General features: G+C 38.3%; 20 protein-coding genes. 1 reads left to right on the top strand and 19 read right to left on the bottom strand.

Annotation, left to right across the window (positions count from 1 at the left end; all coding sequences use genetic code 11):
* Positions 1–36 precede the first annotated feature (36 nt).
* The 16 genes from dnaI to citZ all read right to left on the bottom strand — a co-directional run bounded on the left by dnaI (position 37) and on the right by citZ (position 18,053).
* On the bottom strand, positions 37–1,023 hold the full coding sequence (gene dnaI, locus OE105_RS08430; RefSeq protein ID WP_338030902.1) for a primosomal protein DnaI: 987 nt from the start codon (positions 1,021–1,023) through the stop codon (positions 37–39).
* Positions 1,020–2,387, bottom strand: a complete 1,368-nt coding sequence (locus OE105_RS08435) for a replication initiation and membrane attachment family protein (protein WP_275419762.1) — start codon at positions 2,385–2,387, stop codon at positions 1,020–1,022. Before OE105_RS08435 ends, dnaI begins: the two co-directional genes overlap by 4 nt.
* 18 nt (positions 2,388–2,405) lie before the next feature.
* The gene (nrdR, locus tag OE105_RS08440; RefSeq protein ID WP_275419763.1) at positions 2,406–2,873 is read right to left on the bottom strand and encodes a transcriptional regulator NrdR; all 468 of its coding nucleotides are present in this window, start codon (positions 2,871–2,873) and stop codon (positions 2,406–2,408) included.
* Positions 2,874–2,906: 33 nt separating this feature from the next.
* The gene (locus OE105_RS08445) at positions 2,907–3,299 is read right to left on the bottom strand and encodes a cytosolic protein (RefSeq protein WP_275419764.1); all 393 of its coding nucleotides are present in this window, start codon (positions 3,297–3,299) and stop codon (positions 2,907–2,909) included.
* 217 nt (positions 3,300–3,516) lie between these two features.
* Entirely contained in the window at positions 3,517–3,900 is a 384-nt protein-coding gene (gene speD, locus OE105_RS08450) for an adenosylmethionine decarboxylase (RefSeq protein ID WP_275419765.1), read from the bottom strand.
* A 278-nt stretch (positions 3,901–4,178) separates the two neighbouring features.
* On the bottom strand, positions 4,179–5,210 hold the full coding sequence (locus tag OE105_RS08455) for a glyceraldehyde-3-phosphate dehydrogenase (protein WP_275419766.1): 1,032 nt from the start codon (positions 5,208–5,210) through the stop codon (positions 4,179–4,181).
* A 152-nt stretch (positions 5,211–5,362) separates the two neighbouring features.
* Complete coding sequence (gene coaE / locus OE105_RS08460; RefSeq protein WP_275419767.1) at positions 5,363–5,965, bottom strand: dephospho-CoA kinase; 603 nt, start codon at positions 5,963–5,965, stop codon at positions 5,363–5,365.
* 52 nt (positions 5,966–6,017) lie between these two features.
* Complete coding sequence (gene mutM, locus OE105_RS08465) at positions 6,018–6,848, bottom strand: DNA-formamidopyrimidine glycosylase (RefSeq protein WP_275419768.1); 831 nt, start codon at positions 6,846–6,848, stop codon at positions 6,018–6,020.
* Positions 6,849–6,893: 45 nt separating this feature from the next.
* Entirely contained in the window at positions 6,894–9,521 is a 2,628-nt protein-coding gene (gene polA, locus OE105_RS08470; protein WP_275419769.1) for a DNA polymerase I, read from the bottom strand.
* Between the two features lie 169 nt (positions 9,522–9,690).
* Positions 9,691–10,617, bottom strand: a complete 927-nt coding sequence (gene hflC / locus OE105_RS08475) for a protease modulator HflC (RefSeq protein WP_275419770.1) — start codon at positions 10,615–10,617, stop codon at positions 9,691–9,693.
* The gene (hflK, locus tag OE105_RS08480) at positions 10,610–11,587 is read right to left on the bottom strand and encodes an FtsH protease activity modulator HflK (protein WP_275419771.1); all 978 of its coding nucleotides are present in this window, start codon (positions 11,585–11,587) and stop codon (positions 10,610–10,612) included. The genes hflC and hflK overlap by 8 nt, the downstream gene beginning before the upstream one ends.
* A 223-nt stretch (positions 11,588–11,810) precedes the next feature.
* Entirely contained in the window at positions 11,811–13,601 is a 1,791-nt protein-coding gene (pnpS, locus tag OE105_RS08485; RefSeq protein ID WP_275419772.1) for a two-component system histidine kinase PnpS, read from the bottom strand.
* On the bottom strand, positions 13,598–14,311 hold the full coding sequence (locus tag OE105_RS08490; RefSeq protein ID WP_275419773.1) for a response regulator transcription factor: 714 nt from the start codon (positions 14,309–14,311) through the stop codon (positions 13,598–13,600). Before OE105_RS08490 ends, pnpS begins: the two co-directional genes overlap by 4 nt.
* 229 nt (positions 14,312–14,540) lie before the next feature.
* The gene (gene mdh / locus OE105_RS08495; protein WP_275419774.1) at positions 14,541–15,479 is read right to left on the bottom strand and encodes a malate dehydrogenase; all 939 of its coding nucleotides are present in this window, start codon (positions 15,477–15,479) and stop codon (positions 14,541–14,543) included.
* Positions 15,480–15,553: 74 nt separating this feature from the next.
* Positions 15,554–16,822, bottom strand: coding sequence for an NADP-dependent isocitrate dehydrogenase (gene icd, locus OE105_RS08500; RefSeq protein WP_275419775.1), 1,269 nt, complete (start codon positions 16,820–16,822; stop codon positions 15,554–15,556).
* A gap of 115 nt (positions 16,823–16,937) precedes the next feature.
* Positions 16,938–18,053, bottom strand: coding sequence for a citrate synthase (gene citZ, locus OE105_RS08505; RefSeq protein WP_275419776.1), 1,116 nt, complete (start codon positions 18,051–18,053; stop codon positions 16,938–16,940).
* Between the two features lie 615 nt (positions 18,054–18,668).
* Here citZ and ytvI point away from each other — a divergent pair.
* Entirely contained in the window at positions 18,669–19,775 is a 1,107-nt protein-coding gene (ytvI, locus tag OE105_RS08510) for a sporulation integral membrane protein YtvI (protein WP_275419777.1), read from the top strand.
* 93 nt (positions 19,776–19,868) lie between these two features.
* On the opposite strand, the gene OE105_RS08515 is transcribed toward ytvI, so the two are convergent.
* From OE105_RS08515 to pfkA, 3 genes are read right to left on the bottom strand one after another with little or no spacing between them, the layout of a single operon-like run.
* Positions 19,869–20,255, bottom strand: coding sequence for an FxsA family protein (locus OE105_RS08515; RefSeq protein WP_275419778.1), 387 nt, complete (start codon positions 20,253–20,255; stop codon positions 19,869–19,871).
* Positions 20,256–20,285: 30 nt separating this feature from the next.
* A complete protein-coding gene (gene pyk / locus OE105_RS08520) occupies positions 20,286–22,046 on the bottom strand; it encodes a pyruvate kinase (protein WP_275419779.1) in 1,761 nt (586 codons plus the stop codon).
* Positions 22,047–22,069: 23 nt separating this feature from the next.
* Positions 22,070–23,029, bottom strand: a complete 960-nt coding sequence (pfkA, locus tag OE105_RS08525) for a 6-phosphofructokinase (protein WP_275422144.1) — start codon at positions 23,027–23,029, stop codon at positions 22,070–22,072.
* Positions 23,030–23,303: the final 274 nt, after the last annotated feature.

Genomic DNA, 23,303 nt, shown 5'->3' on the forward strand with positions numbered 1-23,303 from the left:
CGTGAAAAATTCATGTCAAATATACATGCTGAAACATTAATTTGTAGAATCCTTCAACCGTTTATTGGAACCGTCGATCATAACAGGCTCCGCTAAAAATTGGATGCGTTCAATAATGCGGGCTGCTTTCACCTTTTCCTCTTCTCCACGTTGGGTATACGCCAAATGATGTTCCAATTCAGCTAAATTAAAATTGGAAGTAAAAAAAGTCGGACGTCTTTCAATCATTCGATGTTGAAGAATCGGACCAAGTACTTCATCCCTTGCCCAACTAGAAACCATTTCTGCACCGATATCATCAAACATAAGAACGGGCGCATTTTTTAATAGTTCCAGTTTTTCCCTCATCGTTTGATCATTGATGGACTGTTTCATTTCTCGAATAAGTTCTGGGACATAAACGATGAAACTTTGAATATTTTTTTCTGCCAAACCGTTTGCAATCGCCCCGAGCAAAAAGGTTTTTCCAGTGCCAAAGGGGCCATAAAGATATAAACCTTTTTGAAAATTGGTTCCGTCATAGGCAATTAGAAATTGTTCAGCCTTTTTAATCGCCTTCAAACGGTTCGGAGTATCGATGTACACATCTCCCATTTCACCGTGCAAACTCTCCTTCGGCATATACAAACAACGAATTAATCCCTCAACCCTTTTTCGCTCATCCTCTTTCATTTTTAATGGACATGGAACATAGTGGACATCGATTCCATTTGCTTTTATTACTAGTTCTGGTTCATACCCGGGAATAATATTTTTACATTGGGCGAGAGAAGAACAATCTTTGCAACCCTTACTTTGTGAAATAAATTCATATAATTTTCCCAAACTCCGGTCGACCATCGATCGGGTAATTTCATTTTTATGTTTTTCGATAAACGCTCGCACATCCTGGTCGGAGAGGATTTCATTTTTTATTCGTTCGAATCGTTGTTGAAAATCTCCCCGTTCATTAAAACGATTTAGTGTATCCCCTATTTTTTTCACAGCATCCACTTCCCTTTTCCGCTGACCTGTATCCGTCACCGGTTTTTATACTTTTTCAATCGTTCCTCCATTTTTTTCTTTTCCTCTTCAAAATTTTCAATTTCTTCATCTTTCACGTTCTGTTGTTGACGATGTTCAAACCAATCGGGCAATTGTTCCGATCGGATCGGTTTTCGTCGATTATTTTGTCGCTTGTCCTTTTGCCACTCCATATATTGTTTATGTTCATTCTTTGCTAACTCCATCGCTTCCTTGACGGTTTTAATATTTTTACGTGCCCAATGGGAAGCAATTTTTTCTACAAAACCCTTTGATAATTTCATATCCGTCCGTAGTAAACAGTAATGGATTAATACATTTGCGACGCCTGGATTTAACTTTTGCTTTAACATCACATTTTCAATTAATTGTAGATCCGACGCAGCAGGTTCAGAACCGTTGGAAATATCTTCTAATAGTTGGCGTGGACTAACCGTTTCCAAATATCGAATAAACCGTTCTTCCTTCGTTTTCGGCACGTTGATATCCGATTGATAAACGGGACTTTGCGTCCGATCGACGAGCTTCGGTAACGATTGATAATGCATAATCGTATACCAATCCCTAGCTTCCTTTCGCATTTTTTCCACATCGATTTCATTTTCTTCATCGATCGATGCAAGAACGATATTTTTCATTTCAATCGGAGAAATTCCATATAAAAATGCCAGCTTCATAATCGTATCTTTCACTTCATCCGTGATCGCTTTTTTAGGGACGAGGGATTCATGCAATCCTGCTAAAAACAAATCGAAATCAAAATGATCCAGCTCCACATGAACGGGCGACGATTCCGGTTTATCCGACATTTTCATCACTTCCTGTTCAGTGGGAACGTCGGATTGGGTAATCGATGAAGCAGAAGAAGCAAATACTTGTTGAAAATCCTTCGTCACCTTTTCGTATTCAGAAATCGAAATTACATCATCACCAAACCACTTTTTCAAGCGAGTATAATAATTTCGTCCCATCTTTTGAAATAAAAAAATGTTCAACAATCCGTCGGAAAAAAATTGCTTTGGTGACAGCGGAGGTTTTAATACGTATAAAAAGGAACGATGGCTTTCTTTTTTTTTCACAAAGGAATCCATTAATCCGATCGCTTCGAGTTTTTGTCTCGTTTCATAAATCGTTTGTAAATTTGAATTCAACACATTCATTAAGTAATAATGGGAATACGGTTCAGATTGTAACCGATTTTCTTCCACCTGGTTCTTCAGCGTAAAATATAAACTAATTGCAAGGGGACCGATTAACGGTTGATATAAAAAAGTCAACACTTTTCCATCTCCTTCGTTAAACGGCCCGTCTACAGAAACAACATATTCATCGGCGGGGATCAATTCTTTCCAGTGGGGATTCATTCTAACATCTCCAAACCATCATTCATGTTCCTCTTCTTTTTTTAACAATTCCTTTAATTCTTCGAGAAATACGTTAAAATCCTTGAATTGTCGATAAACGGAAGCAAAGCGGACATATGCAACCTCATCGATTTTGGCTAATTTATCCATCACCATCTCTCCGATCGTGGCACTTTTAATTTCGGATATGCCCGTGCTTCTCAATTCCCTTTCAATTTCTAACGTCACTTCTTCCAACTGTTCAAGGGAAACCGGTCTTTTTTCACACGCCTTGATTAATCCTCGCAATATTTTTTCTCGGCTAAATTCTTCCCTTGTTCCCTCTTTTTTAATAACGATCAGCGGTATTTCTTCTACCTTTTCAAAGGTGGTGAATCGATAACCACATTGTTCACATTCACGACGCCTTCTAATCGAACGGGCATCATCAACCGGTCTTGAATCGATAACGCGAGTGCTATTACTATGACAGGATGGACATTTCACGATTCCACCTCCTAAAGGTTTTCTTCTTACCCATTAATTTTTCTTCCCTGAAAAAGGAAGTTGTTGGTCTAAATACTTGTAAAAGGATTCCACGACACTTTTCAATTTTGGATATAGGCCAAGGGGAGCAAAACTTTCCGAAGAAATCATAAAATCGACGGAAACTTCAAAGGGTCTTACTTGAATCACAGTTGCAACGATGAACGCTTTCGGATTTTTATGAAGTTGTGCCGCAATTTCTCCCCGTTCTTTCGACGTAGTGGAAACGGTAATGTTCGGATTTTTTTCAAACATATCGATTACTGTTTGATAAACTTTGTCAAAAGCAGTTTTATAATAATGGCTTTTTAAATCGGAATCGAAATGTTCATCTCCTGTTTCACACTGCCTTTGCCAACGCTGAAAAATCGACTTCTTTTTGGCCATACAGATCGTTCCTTTCTTTCAAAATACGATATTTGCCTAATTTTATCATACTATATTTCCACATGTTAAGAAAAGTACAGATTAAAAAGGGGATTCATCTTTTGATTGGTCTGGGGAATAATTGAAATTGATCACGTAAAAAATCTTGAACATGAAAAATCTTTAAACTATCTTGATAAAAAAAGGATGATGTTGACAAACATCACCCAATAGAGAATTAAAGGAGTGCCTTTTGTTTTAAAACTAGATTTTGAACTTGCCCAGTACCCCTCGACAATTCCAATGTTTCCCTTGATTTCGCTTCCAATTTTTCTGCAATATAATTTGCTGCTATATTTGGATCCAAATCACCACAAGTATATACATCGATGCTTGCATATCCGTGTTCTGGAAAGGTGTGGATCGTTAAATGGGATTCGGAAATGATTACAACACCACTTACCCCTTGGGGAGCAAATTTGTGAAAAGCTACTTCCCTTATTTCTGCTCCTGATTTTAAAGCAGCATCCACCAAAATTTTTTCAATGCAATTCACATCATTAAGTTTATTAAACTCACAACCCCAGAGCTCGGATATAACATGTCTTCCTAATGTGTCCATACAAGCTTCCCCCTTTTTTATATTTTTTCATACAAAGGAAAGAATCCGTTTTATAACTACTACGGGGGAAAGTTAGTCCGAAGAGGTCCTAACCCTTTCAGTAGCTATATTACACGAATTATAGTATACTTTCTTTCTTTTATTTTTTCAACATTTGAAACAAAGCTGAAAAACGATAAAAATGGAGATTGGAAGACATGTTTTCTATAAAAATAAAAACCCCTTTCAAACTCAGGGGTTCCGGATCAAAAATCCATTTCTTTTTCCTCGTTGAATCGTTACATCGCTGCCATTTCAACCCGTTTATTCATCTCTTTAGATACGTGTTTCAATAAATCGACGACTCGACAGGAGTAACCCCATTCGTTATCATACCAGGCTAAAACTTTAATCTTTTTCCCTTCCAAAACCATCGTGGATAGTCCGTCGACGATCGACGAATGGGAATTCGTGTTGAAATCGACAGATACAAGGGGCTCAAATGTAATATCCAAGATGTTTTTCAAATGACCTTTACTCGCCTTTTTAAACGCTTCGTTTACTTCCTCAACCGTTACATCTTTTTTTACATCGACGACTAGATCAACGAGGGATACGTTCGGTACTGGAACGCGCAATGCCATACCATGTAATTTTCCTTCCAATTTCGGTAATACCTTTCCAATAGCCTTCGCAGCCCCAGTCGTCGTCGGAATAATCGACTGTGCACAAGCCCGGGCCCTTCGTAAATCTTTATGTGGATTATCGAGATTTTTTTGATCGTTCGTGTATGCATGAACCGTCGTCATAAAACCGTTCACCACGCCAAATTCCTCATCTAACACCTTGAGAACGGGAGCTAGACAGTTTGTGGTACAGGAAGCATTGGAAATAATATGATGCTGTTCCACATTCAAATCATCCTCATTCACTCCGATGACGACAGTTACATCTTCATTTTTTCCTGGCGCAGTTAAAACAACCTTTTTTGCACCTGCTTTCAAGTGCAGATTGGCTTTTTCTCGAGAATTAAATTTACCTGTCGCTTCTACAACGATATCAATATTTAACTCTTTCCAAGGTAAATTCTCCGGATTTCGATCGTTTAATAACTTGATCCTTTTTCCCTCAACAATTAATTCATTCTCTTCAGCTATTACTTTCCCGGGAAATTTCCCGTGTACCGTATCATATTTTATTAAGTGGGCAAGGGTTTCGGCAGGATAACTTGCATTTACTGCAACGATGTCGAAATTTTCTTCTAATATTGCCCTTCGAAAGACCATCCGACCGATTCTCCCAAAACCATTAATCGCAATTCTCCTATTCATAAAAGAGCCTCCTTATAATGATATACCCGTTTTGTTCAATAACCATAAACAGTATATCATATTTTATGATTTATGACTGTTTAAATGTTATTTTTTATAAAAAAAGGCTCTTTTATAGTAATTTTCTTCTGTGGGACACTAGTCTTCAAGATTCAGTTGGCAATATTCCACCTTTTTAATAAGTCGACCAACTGTTTCTTTGAATCTTCGATAGAAAAACGATTGTCAATGATCCCATCCGCCCTTTTTTTCTTTTCTTCAATCGACATTTGGGCGTGAATTCTAGCCTTAGCATCCTCTTCTGACAATTGATTTCGCTTCTTCAACCGTTCAATTTGTGTTTCATAATCAGCATATACGACGATTACCTTCTCCACTGTATGATCTAACCGATTTTCATATAACAGTGGAATATCTAAAAAAACAACCTTCTCTCCCCTTTGTACGGAAGCTTGTATTTCTTCATTCATCTTTTTTCGTACGGCAGGATGAACAATTTCATTTAATATTTTTCGCTTTTCTTCATCATGAAAAACAATATCCCCTAATTTTTTCCGATTAATTTGACCGTTAGACAAAAGAATTCCTTTACCGAATCGTTCGACAATCTGTTCATAGGCCTCTTCTCCAGGCTCGACGACCAACCTTGCCAAAAGATCAGCATCGATGACCGTGTATCCTTTGTCAATTAACATTTTTGAAATCGTGCTTTTTCCCGTTGCAATTCCTCCGGTAATTCCTATAATCATCGTCACAACGAACCCTCCACAATCAAAAATAGACAAAGCTTTCATATTGAACATTCCATCAAGAAAGCCTTTGGCACTTCGGACAAAAATGGGTTCCTCTCCCACCCACTTTAATCTTCTTGATTTCTGTTCCACAAAAAGGGCAAGGGGAACCTTCCTTTCCGTATACGTTCAATTCGAATTGAAACGAACCGATCTTCCCTTGCGCGTTTATGTACGTGCGAATCGTGCTTCCTCCTTTTTCCACCGCTTCTTCCAGCAATCGGATCATTTCCTCTCTCAGTCGGACCGTTTCCCATTCTGTCAAAAGATAAGCCAATTTTTCCGGATGGATATTTGCTCGATACAGTGCTTCATCGACATAAATGTTTCCCAAACCACTGACGACCGTTTGATCTAGTAAAACGGTCTTTATTTTTCTCTTCGTTTTTTTCAACGCATCTTGAAAATATTCATTCGTAAATCGGGAATCAAATACTTCCGGACCTAGTTTGGAAAGGGGAGGCCGATCAAACTCCATACCAATTGGATACATATGCATCGTTCCGAATTTCCGGACATCTCGATAACGCAATTCGGTTCCGTCAGTCATTTGGAAGACAATATGGGTATGGGCATCCATCGGCTCCTCCTTTTTAGTCAAAACATATTTTCCTTCCATTCGCAAATGGGACACAAGGGCACTCCGGTCAAAATAAAAGATTAAACATTTCCCTTTTCTTCCAACCTTTCGAAACGTCTCTCCCTTTAACAAAAGGGCAAATTTCTTCGGATCCGTCGGTTCTTGAATAATTTTCGGCCAGAAAACATGAACTTGATCAATCCTTTTACCAATTACAAGACTTTCCAATGTTCGTCGAATCGTTTCAACTTCTGGTAATTCGGGCATAACCATTTCCTTTCTAACTTGTCGTATAGTCCGCTACCTTTTCGGTTATTTCGCATCAAACCACGTCGGACCGTAAGCATAATCGACTTTTAATGGAACTTTCAATTCAATGGCATGTTCCATACAATCAGGGACGATTTCCTTTAATTTTTCAATTTCCTCTTTCGGTGCCTCAAAAATTAATTCATCATGCACTTGAAGGAGTAGGCGCGTTTTCATATTTTCCTTTTTCAAGCGAAATGCCATGTCGATCATCGCTTTTTTAATGATATCCGCGGCACTTCCTTGAATCGGAGTATTCATAGCTGTCCTTTCGGCAAAACTGCGAACGTTATAATTTCTGCTCGTTATTTCTGGTATATATCGTCTCCGGTTTAGTAAAGTCGTTACATAACCAGTTTGTTTCGCCTCTTGCACGATGTATTCCATATATTCCTTTACTTTCGGATAACTTTCAAAATACCGTTGAATAAACTCGCCAGCTTCCTTTCGGGTAATGTGTAAATTTTGCGAAAGTCCGTAATCACTAATGCCATATACGATTCCAAAATTCACCGCCTTTGCCTGCCTACGCATTTGACTTGTCACTTCATCTTTATTCACATGGAATACGTCCATCGCTGTTTTCGTATGAATATCCATCCCTTGTTTAAACGCCTCAATTAATTGTTCATCACCAGAAATATGGGCAAGTACCCGTAGTTCAATTTGGGAATAATCTGCGGAAAAAATAACCCAATCCTGTTCAGATGGAATAAATGCTTGACGAATTTTTCTCCCTTCTTCCAGACGAATGGGGATATTTTGCAAATTCGGCTCTGTGGAACTCAGCCGACCTGTTTGTGTTAACGCCTGATTAAATCGGGTATAAACTTTTCCCGTTTCTGGATGGATGACTTTTAACAGCCCATCGATATAAGTCGTTTGTAGCTTGACCAATTGCCGATAATGTAAAATCTCTTCGATGATTGGATGAGCATTTTGAAGCTTTTCCAACACATCCGCAGAAGTAGAATAACCTGTTTTCGTTTTTTTCAAAGGAGGCAAACCGAGTTTTTCAAACAGAATTACAGCAAGTTGTTTCGGTGAATTAATATTAAAGGTTTCTCCAGCTAAGGAATATATTTTCTCTTCGATCTTTTTCAACCTTTCTGCGATCTCATCTCCCATTTGAATCAGCCGATTTCGATCGACTTTCACTCCAGTGCTTTCCATATCTGCTAGTATATGAGATAGAGGACTTTCTAAATGAATGAATAAATCATATTGATCATTTTCCTTCAAATCAGTAATAAGCCGATCTTTTAATTCAAAAATCGCATCCGCCTTCCTAACAACATGTTCTGCCCGCTCTTCATCGGTTAAGGGACTTCGTTTTGCTCCTTTTCCGTAAACTTGATCATCGGAAAGAATATCTACATAGCCATGATTTTTCGCCACGTCACTCAAATCGTGAATATGTTCCGATGGATTCAATAAGTAAGAAGCGATCAGTAAGTCAAAGGAGATACCTCTAATTTCGATTCCCCTTTTCCGAAGGGCGACGATGGAGCGTTTAGCATCGTATACGTATTTTTTCATATGTTCATTTTCTAACCATTCGACAAATTGTTTCGAATGGAGGGCCACCTGTTCAGGAATATAATAATTACCATTTTCATTTTTGATTCCAAAACCTAAAATCGGTGCCTGGTGGTAATTATCTTCAATCATTTCCATATATAGAGCACTATCCGTTATTAACATTTCCTCCGATATTTCATGAACGAAGGTAAAAGAGATTCCTTTTAAAGATGTTTCATCTTTTTCTAATGGATTCATTTTTTCTAAAAAGGATTCGAAGCCTAAATCTTTGTATAATGGGATAAGCTGTTGTTCATCGAGCCCTTTATATGCGATGTCCTTTAAGGAAATATCGATCGGTGCTTCGGTAAGAATCGTAGCTAGTTGTTTGCTCATTAAAGCCTGCTCTTTGTAAGTCGTTAAATTTTCCTTTAACTTTTTCCCTCGAATATTTTCGATGGATTCAAGTAGTTTCTCAACCGTTTTATATTCCTTTAACAATTTAATTGCGGTCTTCTCTCCGACTCCTGGTACACCGGGAATATTATCGCTTGTATCTCCCATTAAACCTTTCATATCGATAATTTGTTCTACATCAATCCCGTATTTTTCAAAAATCGTCTCCGGTGTATATACATCCATTTCCGTTACACCTTTTTTCGTTACATAGACAGTCGTCTTTTCGGAAGCAAGCTGAGTTAAATCTTTATCGCCAGAAACGATTCGTACATCGTAACCCGATTGTTCCGCCTGCTTGGATAACGTACCAATGATATCGTCCGCCTCGTAGTTTTCCTTTTCATACTGGGCAATTCCAAAGGCTTGTACCAATTTCCGAATATACGGGAATTGTTCAGAAAGTTCAGGGGGAGTCTTTTGCCTACCGCCTTTATACTCTTTATATGTAGCGTGTCGAAAGGTCGTTTTTCCCGCATCGAAGGCAACTAACATATATGCGGGTTTTTCTTCTTCAATCAATTTCGTAAGCATCATGGCAAATCCATAGATCGCATTTGTATGAATCCCTTTATCATTATTTAAAAGGGGAAGAGCATAAAACGCTCGATAGGCGATACTATTTCCATCAATTAAAATAACCTTTTTGCTCAAAAGGAAAAACCTCCTCTACAAACATGTTAAAACTTTAATCGAATCAAAAAAAGAAAGCCGAATCTCCTATTCCCTATTCTATCATGAATAAAAGGAAATATGGAAACCCGGCTCTCTTCATAAACCCAAGTTTAACGCTATCCTAAAACGTTTTTTTCGTGAAATGATTTTATTCTAAATAACCTTGTAGTAGGCGAGCATATGGTGAATCGGATGGGAGGATAATAACTGTTTTATCATTAATTGTTTTCTTATAGGACTCCAACGTTCGGAATAATTGATAAAATTCCGGATCCTTTGAGAAAGCTTCATTGTAAATTTTTGCAGCTTCTCCTTCACCTTCAGCTCGAATGATTTCCGCATCCGCTTCCGCTTTGGAGATCATTTCCCGAACTTCCCGGTCCGTTTCTGCGATAATTCGTTGCTTTTCTGCTTCACCTTTCGATAAATAATCTTGTGCCGTCGATTCCCGTTCGGAAATCATCCGAGTGAAAACAGACTGTTCGTTTTCATTCGGTAAATCCGTACGTTTAATTCGAACATCGACAACTTCAATACCGTAATTATCCTTTTTTAACAATTCATTAACTTGTTCGGTCACCTGATCATTTAAGCTCCCACGGGAAGATTTTTCATCATCGATAATTTCGTCGTAATTTAGTCTACCTAGTTCCGTCCGAACGACTGAATAAATAAATTCTTCCATCCTCGCTTCCGCACTTTCCATCGTTCGTGCATTTTGAATTAATGCAATCGGATCTGTAATTTTCCAAACGGCATAATTGTCAATCAACATCCGCTTTTTATCCTTCGTATTAATCTCTGCTTCTTGTACATCTAAAGTCATTTGATATTTTGGTAAAGTAGTTACCGTTTGAATAAAAGGAATCTTCATTTTCAATCCAGGTTCTTTAATAACGCGTTTGACTTCACCGAATTGGCGAACGACTTTATATTCTCCTTCTTTAACGATGAACACATTCGTTAAAAGGAGTACGAGAAGTCCAATAAGAATGATAAAGAAGATGCCAAATTTGACCCAAAATTTTACAGGAAAATCATTCCGTTTCTCTTCCATATCGATCACTTTACTCATTCTTATCACTTCCTTCCGTTGTTGACTCCTTATCCGTCGTCACCACATTTTCCAAAGGACGGATCGGGAAATATTTTAATGTTTCACCATCATCATTCATAATATAAATTTCTGCATTTGGAAGAACTTGTTCCAATGTCTCGATAATTAACCTGTCACGGGTGATTTCCGGATTTTTTTTGTATTCTTCATATAACTTATTAAATACAGCTACACCACCGCGGGCCTCTTCAATACGAGCAGCTTTTTCCCCTTCGGCACGGCTGATGATCGCGTCCTTTTGTCCTTCCGCTTCCCGGATTTTTTGATTTCGATATTTTTGCGCTTCGTTAATTTTCGTATTCATCGTCTCACGGGCATCGGTAACGTTCGTAAATGCCGCCCGAACTTCATCATTTGGAAGCTCCACATCTTGTAATTTTACCGCTAAAATCGAAACACCGATATCGTACCGATTGATTAAATCAGTCAATAATTCTCGAACATTCGCTTCAATTTCAGCCCGACCATCCGTCAATGCTTCATCGATTTTTGAACTTCCTATAATACTACGTAAAGACGAACTTGTCGCATTATATAGGATATCCTCAGGATTATCAGAATGAAAAAGAAATTTTATCGGGTCAATTATTTTCCATTGAACGACCATGTCGGCAATGACGATATTTTCATCTCCAGTTATCATTTTCGTATCTTCAATATTATCCGATACAATTTCTCCATCCTTTTCTTCATAACCGAACTGGAGACTAAAGGTTTCTTTCGATAATTTTTCAACGGACTGAATCGGCCAAGGCATTTTAAACTTTAATCCTGGTTCGGTGACAGTCGTTTCTGCCTTTCCAAAAGTTAAAATAACTGCCTGTTCTGATTCATCGACGGTATACCATGATGTAAAGGCAACTAGGCCTAAAATCAATATGCCGAACACAAGGCCGACGACAGTATATATTTGTTTCAAGCTAACCATCGAATCTTCCTTTCTTTTTGATTTTATATTATTTAATACGGTTTAGATCAAACTAGGTTTCATTATTTTACAAACAATAAAAATTTGCCAACTGGAAAATACGAGAAGAAACAACGATTGGACATGTTATGAAAAGATCAGAACTCACCAATGGCATAATTTTATATGATCCGTTATCAGAGTGGCACAAATGGAAATGTCCCAATTTGAAGAGGGGTCAATGCTATGGTTGGAGACCGCGTGATAACCCCTTTCCATTCTCCCCTTTGTATCGGTTCGGTAGTTTAACGATGAAGGTTGAACCTTTTCCTAATTCACTTTCCACCTGGATTTCACCCGAATGGGCTTCAACCAAATGTTTAACAATCGCTAGTCCAAGACCTGTACCCCCAGAGTTTCGACTCCTTGCTTTATCCACTCGATAAAACCGTTCGAAAATTCTTGGAATTTCCTTTGGATCGATTCCTATCCCCGTATCTTTCACGGATAATTGGGTATATTCTTTCCTTTGATCGATCGTAATTTGAACCGTTCCTCCCTTAGGTGTATATGTAATCCCATTGGAGATTAGATTGATTAATATTTGTTTAATCCGCAAGAAATCGCCTTCGATTAACGTTTCCTGTTGCTTTGGATATAAAATTTGAATTTGTTTTTCTTCCGCAGAACTTTCGAGCATGCGAACGGTTTCTTCAATGGCTTGGTTAATATTCATTCGTTCGATTTGTAAGGTGAATCCTTCCTGTTCAATTTTTGATAACTCGAGCAAATCATTAATAAGTGATTGCAACCGCTCACTTTCTTTGTAAATAATCGATAAAAATGTTTCAAGGGCGTCACAATCGTTTTTTGCCCCATCTAACAAGGTTTCCGTAAATCCTTTTATCGAAGTAATCGGGGTCTTTAATTCATGGGAAACGTTGGCAACAAAGTCTTTACGAATTTGTTCTAATTTTTTCAATTCGGTAATGTCATGGAAAACTAACACGATTCCTTTCCATTCATTGTGATAACTAATAATTGGCGCACCATAAATTTCAAAATGTTTCATATAAATTTGAATCGGGATGATAACTTGTTTTCGAATGGTTTGTTCGGTCATAAATACTTCTTCAATAATGTTTTTGATTTCCTCATGTTCGATGAAATCACTGTATAAACGTCCATTGATTTGATCGCCATCGACGTGAAAGGTTTCATTATAGGTCCGATTTGTCAGCCGAATATAGCCTTTATCATCTATTAAAATAAGACCGGATCCCATATGTTCGATGATCGTCATCAATCGATCCGTCTGCATTTCTTGCTCCCTTTTAAACTTTTGTAAATTCCGCGCCAATATGTTAATCGATGAGTTTAATAAATTAAATTCCCCATAATCTTCATATGTCCGGATTTGATAATTTCCCTTTGCCAATTCAATCGCTGCCTTTGTCGCCGATTCCACCGGTTTTATATAGATTGAAGTAATTCGAGATCCGATATATAAAATCATGAAAAAGGCTGACCCCAAACTGAAGAAGAGGATCATCCAGATTTGTTTTGTTACCGTGTTTAGCTCATCGATCATCCGCTCCATTATCAAAATAGCGGAGGGCTGGTTCCCAAATTCGATAACCCTCCAATAATAAAATTGCCCATTTTCAGTTCCTTGGTACAATCCTGAATCTTGATGATGGACATTTTTTAAAATTTTCGAAATCATTTGTTCGCCCGTTTTTTCATACAGCCCTTTCGTACTTTGAAAAATAGGGTTCCCTTCATTCGTAATAATGAAAAACTCCCCATTCAATGTTTCCTTGACGATCTCCATTTGTTCGTCATTAAAAGGAAACAAGCTTCCTTCTTTTTCTAACTGGTTCACAATCAAATCGGTTTCCTTTGTTGTATGTTCTTGAATCGTTCTGACAAAATAATTTTCAAACAATTGACCTAATAAAAAGCCAAGGGCCATGAAAACGACGATAATTAAGGAAATCAGGGCGAAAAATAATTGAAATCGGAATTTTTTCATGCTTTCGGCTCCTCGAATTTGTAACCAAGGCCCCGAATCGTTTTAATATATTTTGGTTTTCTCGTATCCTCCTCGATTTTTTCACGGAGATGGCTAATATGCACATCCACAATCCGCGTATCACCGACGAAATCATAATTCCAAACTGCATTTAAAAGTTGATCCCTGGTCAGCACCCGGCCTTTATTTTTCACTAAATAAACGAGAAGTTCAAATTCCTTTGGAGTAAATTCAATGGGTTGTTCATTTAAATATACTTCATATTGTTCGGGTAAAATCGTCAGTTCTCCAAGTTGGATTTTTTCGTCGTCCCGTTGGTTAGGGATGGACGAATCTTGAAAATTTTGCGTCCTTCTTAAAATGGCTTTTACCCTTGCTACAACTTCTCGGGGACTGAATGGTTTTGTCATATAATCATCCGCCCCTAATTCCAAGCCGAGCACTTTATCAAATTCATCGTCCTTTGCAGTCAGCATTAAAATTGGTGTTTGAATTTGTTGTTTTCGAATTTCTTTACAAACTTCGATTCCATCTAATTTTGGCAACATTAAATCCAAAATTATCAAATCAGGGTTTTCCCTTTCTGCTACATTTAAGGCTTCTTGTCCATCATAGGCCTTCAATACATCGAAACCCGATTGCTTTAAATTGTATTCCAATAGGGTAACGATCGATTCTTCATCATCAACGACTAAAATTGTTTTTGCCATAAAATGAGTCCTCCACTATGTTCAATTCTTATAATCATTATAACAAGTTCCCTCTATAAACCAAAGATATCCATTTTTCCCCGTGTTATTTGAGGAAGGGAAGGAAAAGGGACAAATTTTAATAACTTCCGGGTTCCCATAGCCCCTATGATAAATGAAAAAAGCTGTCTCATACGTATGGGTGTGAACCTTTTTGAGACAGCTTGAATACAATCGAATGTGTTTCCTTTTAAACTAAAGCTTTCATCACATTCCGTACAGATTGGGCAGATTTTTCCAAGGCACGCTTTTCCTCTTCTAATAATTCCAGCTCAATTATTTTTTCGATACCCTTTCCACCGAGAATGACAGGGACACCGAGATAAATTCCGTTAAACCCGTATTCTCCTTCTAAATAGGCGATGGCGGGTAAAATACGTCTCTGATCTTTCAAAATTGCTTCAACCATTTCCACTAATGAGGCAGCAGGTGCATAGTAGGCACTACCATTACCTAATAAGTTCACAATTTCACCGCCACCTTTTCTCGTCCTTTCGATAATCTCTTCTAAACGTTTTTGAGGGATTAATTTTTCAAGGGGTATACCTCCAGCGTAAGAATATCGGACGAGAGGAACCATATCATCGCCATGCCCACCTAGAACAAAACCGGTAACATCTTTAACGGAAACATTTAATTCTTGCGCAATAAATGTGCGAAAGCGGGACGTATCCAATACACCGGATTGACCGATGACTCGATTTTTTGAAAAACCAGATTCCTTAAAAACGGTATACGTCATCGCATCGACCGGATTCGTTAAAACGATAATATAACTATTAGGAGAATATTTCACAATTTCCTTCGTAACGCTTTTCATGATTTTTTGATTCGTCTGTACTAAATCATCTCGACTCATCCCTGGTTTTCGGGCAATACCTGCGGTGATGATTACAATATCAGAATCCTTTATATCCTGATAATCCGATGTGCCGATAATATTTGCATCGAATCCTTGAACGGGGCTTGCTTCTAACATATCTAAAGCTTTTCCCTTCGTAGGCCCTTCAGCGTTTGGTAGATCGATCAAAACGATGTCCCCCAATTCCTTTTGTGCGAGTAAAAAAGCGGTTGTTGACCCAGTAAAGCCGGCACCAATCACCGATATTTTTTTTCTTTTATTGACCATCATTCTCCCCCCTTTTATAAATAACCGGCTGATGCATAACACACAGCCGGTTGAATCCCTTTTTCCCGTGAAGCTTATTCCATATTCTCAATTAATTTCGTACCGAATTCAGAACATTTCACTTCTGTTGCTCCATCCATTAACCGAGCAAAATCATAAGTAACGACTTTGGATGCGATCGTTTTTTCCATCGACCGAATGATTAAGTCCGCTGCTTCATTCCATCCGATATGTTGCAACATTAAGACACCAGATAGGATGACCGATGACGGATTCACTTTATCCAAGCCCGCATATTTCGGTGCTGTACCGTGAGTCGCCTCAAAAATTGCATGACCGGTTTCGTAGTTGATGTTTGCACCCGGGGCAATACCGATTCCACCAACTTGGGCAGCTAAAGCATCGGAAATATAGTCTCCGTTTAAGTTCATCGTTGCCACGACATCAAATTCCTTCGGACGAGTTAAAATTTGTTGTAAGAATATATCTGCAATAGCATCTTTAATAATGATTTTTCCTGCTTTTTCCGCATCTTGTTGAGCTTTATTCGCAGCTTCTACGCCATCTTTTTCTTTAATCCGATCATATTCAGCCCAAGTGAACACACGATCGCCGAATTCTCTTTCAGCAAGTTCATAACCCCAGTTTTTAAATGCCCCTTCCGTAAATTTCATAATATTTCCTTTATGAACGAGGGTTACGGATTTCCGTCCTTCTTTAATTGCATAGTTAATCGCCGCACGGACGAGTCTTTCCGTTCCTTCTCTCGATACTGGTTTAATACCAATTCCGGAAGTTTCAGGGAAACGAATTTTTTGAACGCCCATTTCTTTTTGTAAAAATTCGATTACCTTTTTCACTTCTGGCGTACCTTCTTTATATTCGATTCCTGCATAAATATCTTCCGTATTTTCCCGGAAAATAACCATATCCGTATCTTGAGGACGTTTTACTGGTGAAGGTACACCTTCAAACCATCGGACAGGACGTAGGCAAACAAACAAATCCAATTCTTGACGCAATGCCACATTTAAAGAACGAATTCCTCCACCGATCGGTGTTGTAAGCGGTCCTTTAATTGCGATGATATGCTCCCGAATAACATCCAAAGTCTCTTGTGGCAACCATTCACCGGTTTGATTAAAGGCCTTTTCTCCTGCTAACACTTCTTTCCAAACAATTTTCTTTTCACCACGGTATGCTTTTTCCACTGCTGCATCCAATACACGGGAAGCTGCTCGCCAAATATCCGGCCCCGTTCCATCTCCTTCAATAAACGGAATGATTGGATCATTCGGTACATTTAATACTCCATTTGTTACTGTGATTTTTTTTCCATCCATTTTGTTCAATCCCTCCATCAGTCATGTTGAAGGCTAGGAGCAATTTCTACTCCTAACCTAATCAAGCCCTTGAAAAAGGTCACATGTAAGTTCCCATTCATATTTTACTAAAAAATCAGCGATCTTCCAGTTTTACGTATTCTTGTTTTTTCGGTCCGATGTATTCAGCACGTGGACGAATCAATCGGTTGTTATCGTATTGTTCCAAAATGTGGGCTAGCCAACCGGATACACGACTTACGGCAAAAATCGGCGTAAACAAATCATGATCAATTCCTAGACTATGATAAACAGAAGCGGAATAGAAGTCTACATTCGGTGGAATGTTCTTTTGTCTAGTAACAATTTCTTCAATTTTCACCGACATATCATACCATTTTCGTTCACCGGTTAAAGTCGTTAGTTTTTCAGACATCTTTTTCAAATGTTTTGCACGGGGATCCCCTTTTCGATATACCCGATGTCCGAAGCCCATAATTTTTTCTTTATTTTCCAATTTCCTTTGAATATACGATTCAACATTTTCGATGGAACCGATTTCCGTTAGCATTTTCATCACTTGTTCATTAGCCCCCCCATGTAAAGGACCTTTCAAAGCCCCGATGGCAGAAGTAATTCCTGAATAAACATCCGATAATGTGGCGACACAGACTCGGGCGGTAAAGGTGGATGCGTTAAATTCATGATCAGCGTGAAGTACTAATGCTTTATTGAACGCATCAACGGCAATTTCATCCGGATCTTCCCCATTTAACATGTAGAGGAAATTAGCTGCAAAACTCAAATCTTTTCGAGGTGCAACAGGTTCCAAGCCTTTCCGAATTCTTGAAAACGCCGTCACTAAAGTCGGCATTTTCGCTTGTAAACGAATCGCCTTTCTGTAGTTGGCATCGCTATCCAATAGATCAGCTTCGTCATCAAATAATCCTAAATACGATACGGCGGTACGAAGGGCAGCCATCGGATGTACTTTATCGATGGGATACGTTTTAAAATGTTGGATCACTTCATCTGGAATTTCGGCGTTTTCTGCAAGTTCCTTTTTCAAGTTTTCCAACTCATCTTTTTTCGGCAATCGACGGTGCCAAAGTAGAAAGACGATTTCCTCAAAGGATGAATTTTCAGCTAAGTCATCGATATCGTAGCCGACATAAGTTAATTTGTCATCAATAATCGAACTGATTGTAGTCGTTGCGGCAACTACCCCTTCTAAACCTTTTGTCACACTCATTGGAATCTCCCTTTCTTTATATTTTTATAAAAAACTATTCATTTTCAAAAAAATACTTCCCCTTTTTCAATATACTATCTCTTCCCGTCTATTACCTCCTATTTTTACATAGTTTTTGATAATAAATCAAAATTATTTCGAATAATAAACTTATTATTATGTTTATAAACTTATTTTATTATAGGGATACGAAAATGAAAAAGAAAATGCTTACAAAATTAACTTTCAAAAAAAAATGTGTTTTCTACTATTTTAACGGTACCAAAATATATTATAACTGAATATTCTCCTTTCGTGAATGAATTTTATAAAAAATGTGAATGAAATAATATTTTTTTAAAAAAATAATATGTTTTCATTCCCTCATATGCTGTTTTAATCCGATTTTTTCTGTTTTATGTACAAATCTATACTTTTATATTTTTATAGAAAGGAATCGTGTTCTCTACGATTTTGCTATGAATGAATCGCCTTTTCACCTATAAAGTCACATAAAATTCTATCCTCTATTAAAAAAATTGAAGGTGCTGAAAGAGACTCTTTCCATTTTTTCAAACAGCAGGTACAATAAATATATTGAAGTGTAAAAATATTTCAATTTAGGGGGATGGATGGTTGATACCCGTTTTTTTACAAAGATCGCTCCGATTTTTGTTCGTGATTATCGCAATGGTTTTTATAATCATCGCGGGCTATTTTATTGCGACACTCACCTACCCTTTTATTTTCGCATGGATAATTGCCTTTTTAATGAATCCGCTCGTCAATTTTGTTCAAGTAAAAGGGAAAGTACCCCGACCGTTATCCGTTTTAATCGTTATGATCGCCTTTTTTAGCCTAATTGTAGCCTTTTTCATCTTCCTCATTTCTGAACTAATCTCCGGTACGGAATACTTGGCAAAAACGTTACCTTCACAAATTGTTAATTTAACCGAATACATTGAAAAATGGATTATGGAAAAGGTCGTCCCCTTTTTCAACCAAATCAGTACCTTTTTTGAAACATTGGGAAAGGATCAGCAAAATCAAATTGTCCAAAATATCCAATCCATCGGTACCGAGTTAGCCACGACAATTGGATCCCTTTTACAAAGCTTATTAACGAAAATCCCGACGGTAATCAGTTGGTTCCCAAATGCAGCAACTGTATTAATTTTAACGATTTTAGCCACATTTTTTATTAGTAAAGATTGGTACAAATTAAAAAAAGATGCAGGAAAATGGATACCAATTAAAATAAAAGATAGTAGTATGAAGGTTTATTTAGATTTGCGACGTGCCCTATTCGGTTTTATTCGAGCCCAATTAACATTAATTTCGATTACCGCCATAATCGTTCTATTAGGTCTATTGATCCTTCGCATCGATCACGCAGTAACCATCGCTATATTTATCGGTTTTATCGATTTACTTCCTTATTTGGGAACCGGCTTCGTTTTTGTACCATGGATTATTTACGAAATGATTTCTCAAAATTATTCACTAGGAATTGGACTAGCCGTTTTATATGTCATTGTCATTGTTCAGCGCCAGTTAATGGAACCAAAAGTCGTTTCCACTAATATCGGGATCAGTCCCCTCGGAACGCTCGTTGCCCTTTTCGTCGGTCTGAAACTATTCGGAGTGATTGGACTGATTATCGGACCTATTATCGCCGTTATTATTGTCGCTTTGTACAAAGCAAATATCTTCCATGATTTATGGAATTTTATTAAAGGATAGGAATCCGTCCTTATACTTCGATGGGCAATGGCGGTGAACATAGAAAATACGGGGATGCTAATTCGTCTATAGACGTTTTAACATCCCCGTAAATTATCGAATGATTGTTATCGTTCGGCGATCGATCCATTTCATAAACGCTGTTTTTAACAATGGCTTCACCGTTTTTCTCGTTGGTGGAAGTAGTAAATAAAAACCAGCCACATCCGTTATAAATCCAGGAGTCAATAGGAAGGCTGCACCAAAAAGAATGCATAATCCATCCAGTAAAAGATCACCGGGGGGTTGTCCCATTTCCAATTGACGCCTAACCGAACGAATCGTTTCAAGTCCCTGCTGCTTCGCTAAATAGGCACCTGCAACTCCTGTCAAGATAATGAGTCCAACGGTGATTCCGATTCCAAACGTCTTTCCTGATAATAGCAACACGCCGATTTCCATTGCAGGAAGGACGATAAATATCGGAATAATCCACTTCATTTTTTTCACCGCCTAACAACGTTTACCCTTTTATAACACACTCGCATGCCCTTCGTAAATAATTCCACTTCCCGCATCAACGGTTACTTCATGTCCATCTTTTAAAACTTTAAACGGATCCTTAACTCCAACGATTACCGGAATTCCGAGATTTAACCCAACTACTGCTGCGTGACTCGTTAATCCGCCTTCTTCTGTAATTAAAGCGATACATTTTTCAATGGCAGGCACCATATCCCGATCCGTTGAATGGGTAACTAGTACAGATCGTTCCGTTACCTTTTCTAATGCTTCCTTAGCATTTTGGGCAACGACGACTTTTCCATAGGCTATTTTTCTTCCAATACCTTGCCCTTTCGCCAAAACATTTCCTACGACGTGTATTTTCATCATATTCGTTGTGCCCGCTTCTCCGACCGGAACACCTGCTGTAATAACCACTTTATTCCCATGTTTAATGAGGCCACTTTCCAAACTTTCCTTAATGGACAAATCTAACATTTCATCTGTCGTATTCACTCGTTTTCCAATAATTGGATAAACGCCCCATACAAGTGCTAATCGTTTAAATGTCCTTCGATGACTTGTAACAGCGATAATTGGGGAATGTGGGCGATACTTAGAAATCATTTTTGCCGTATGACCGCTTTCCGTAGGTGTAATCACCGCATCGATTTCGAGATTGATGACGGTATGAGCGACAGATTGGCAAATCGCATCTGTTAAATTATGTTCAATTTCTCGACTACGGATTTTAAGAATTTCCTTATGATCAATTGCCTCTTCAGCCTTTAGGGCAATGTTATGCATCGTTTGTACCGCTTCAATCGGATACAATCCCGCTGCTGTTTCTCCGGATAGCATAATCGCATCCGTTCCATCTAAAATCGCATTTGCCACATCGCTTGCTTCCGCCCTCGTCGGTCGAGGATTCCTTTGCATTGAATCGAGCATTTGGGTCGCTGTAATCACCGGTTTTGCACATTTATTACATTTTTTAATTAAACTTTTTTGAACAAGGGGTACTTCTTCTGCAGGAATTTCCACGCCCAAATCACCGCGGGCTACCATTAATCCATCACTGACTTGCAAAATGTCATCGATATTGTCGACACCCTCTTGGTTTTCGATCTTCGGAATGATTTGAATATGTTCGGCCCCTTTTTGTTCCAATAATTCACGAATTTCTAACACATCCGATGCACGACGAACGAAGGATGCGGCAATAAAATCTACATCCTGTTCAATCCCGAAAAGAATGTCAGCCCGATCCTTTTCCGTAATACCCGGTAATTTTACAGAAACTCCTGGAACGTTGACACCTTTTTTATTTTTTAATATACCGTTGTTTAAAATCTTCGCATGAATTTCCTGATTTTTATGGTCGATATCGATGACTTCCAAACCGATTAAACCGTCATCCAATAATATTTTCGAACCAATATGCACATCATCAATTAGACCTTCATAAGTAATGGAAAATTTTTCTTCCGTTCCTAGTACTTCTTCCATGGAAATAATGACGGTATTTCCTTCCTTCAGTTCCACACTTCCATTTTCCATATTGTGGGTTCGGATTTCTGGTCCCTTTGTATCCAAAAGAATTGCCACATTTTTTCCAGTTATGTTTTCAGCTTTTCGTATATTTTCAATCCGTTTCCCATGTTCTTCATAATCTCCATGGGAAAAGTTTAACCGAGCTACATTCATCCCTGCTTCAATTAACTGGACTAATTTTTCCACCGATTCACTGGCAGGTCCAATTGTGCAAACGATTTTCGTCTTTCTCATAAATGATAATCCTCCTATTTCGGTTAGATTGATAATTCCTTCGACAATTCGAACATTTGCATATCAATTGTATGGGGCTGATCCAATATTTCAGCAATTGGGCGATCGATGATCTCATTATTGACGATTCCTACCGCACGGCCACCTTTACCTTCGATTAATAACTCGACGGCTCGAGCACCCATCCGACTCGCAATCACCCGATCCCGTACCGTTGGAGATCCTCCCCGTTGAATATGACCTAAGACGGAAACACGCACATCCATTTGGATTTCTTTTTTCAATTTCTCAGCAAATTCGACACCGCTCATGACACCTTCTGCAACAATAATGATACTATGTTTTTTCCCTCTTCGTTGACCATGTTTGAGTCGGGCGATAATTTCATCCATCGACTCTTCTGCTTCCGGTATAAGAATGGTTTCCGCACCTCCGGCTAAACCAGACCAAAGTGCGATATCTCCTGCATTACGGCCCATTACTTCGATAACGAAAGTTCGTTCGTGGGATGAAGCTGTATCGCGAATTTTATCAATTGCATCAATAACCGTATTTAACGCCGTATCAAACCCAATGGTAAAATCGGTTCCACAAATATCGTTATCGATCGTACCCGGTACGCCAATGCAAGGGATTCCTAAATTCGTAAGAGCATTGGCTCCGCGATAAGAACCATCTCCACCGATTACGACTAATCCTTCAATCCCGAATTTTTTTAGCTGTTCAACTCCCTTTTGTTGCCCTTCTTTCGTGACAAATTCCGGGCAACGAGCTGAACGTAAAATCGTTCCACCCCGTTGAATAATATCTCCAACGGAACCGATTTCCATTTTTTCAATGTTCCCATTTATAAGTCCCTGATATCCGTTATAAATACCGTATACTTCAATATTATGATAAATCGCTTTTCGCACAACTGCTCGAATCGCTGCATTCATTCCCGGCGAATCTCCACCACTCGTCAAAACGCCCATTCTTTTCACTGCCATCACCTCATTAAAATTATGAATCATTTTATCAATACTATGTTAAATAATATACAATTAACATACCATGAGAAAGCCATGAACTCAACACGATATTTTCAATTAGTAAAATACAGAAAGTTCTATACTAAACGTGAACAATTGAATCTTTCTTGATCGGAAAACGTCGGGAAAATGTGCAGTCCATTACAAAAATATCGTAAAAATGAGAGATTGGAAAACGGGAATTTTAAACTTTTTTTGTCAATTTTAACGTAGATTAATGGAAAAT

Origin of the sequence: Fervidibacillus halotolerans (genome assembly GCF_026547205.1) — a bacterium.
GTDB classification, from domain to species: Bacteria; Bacillota; Bacilli; order Bacillales; family Caldibacillaceae; genus Fervidibacillus; species Fervidibacillus halotolerans.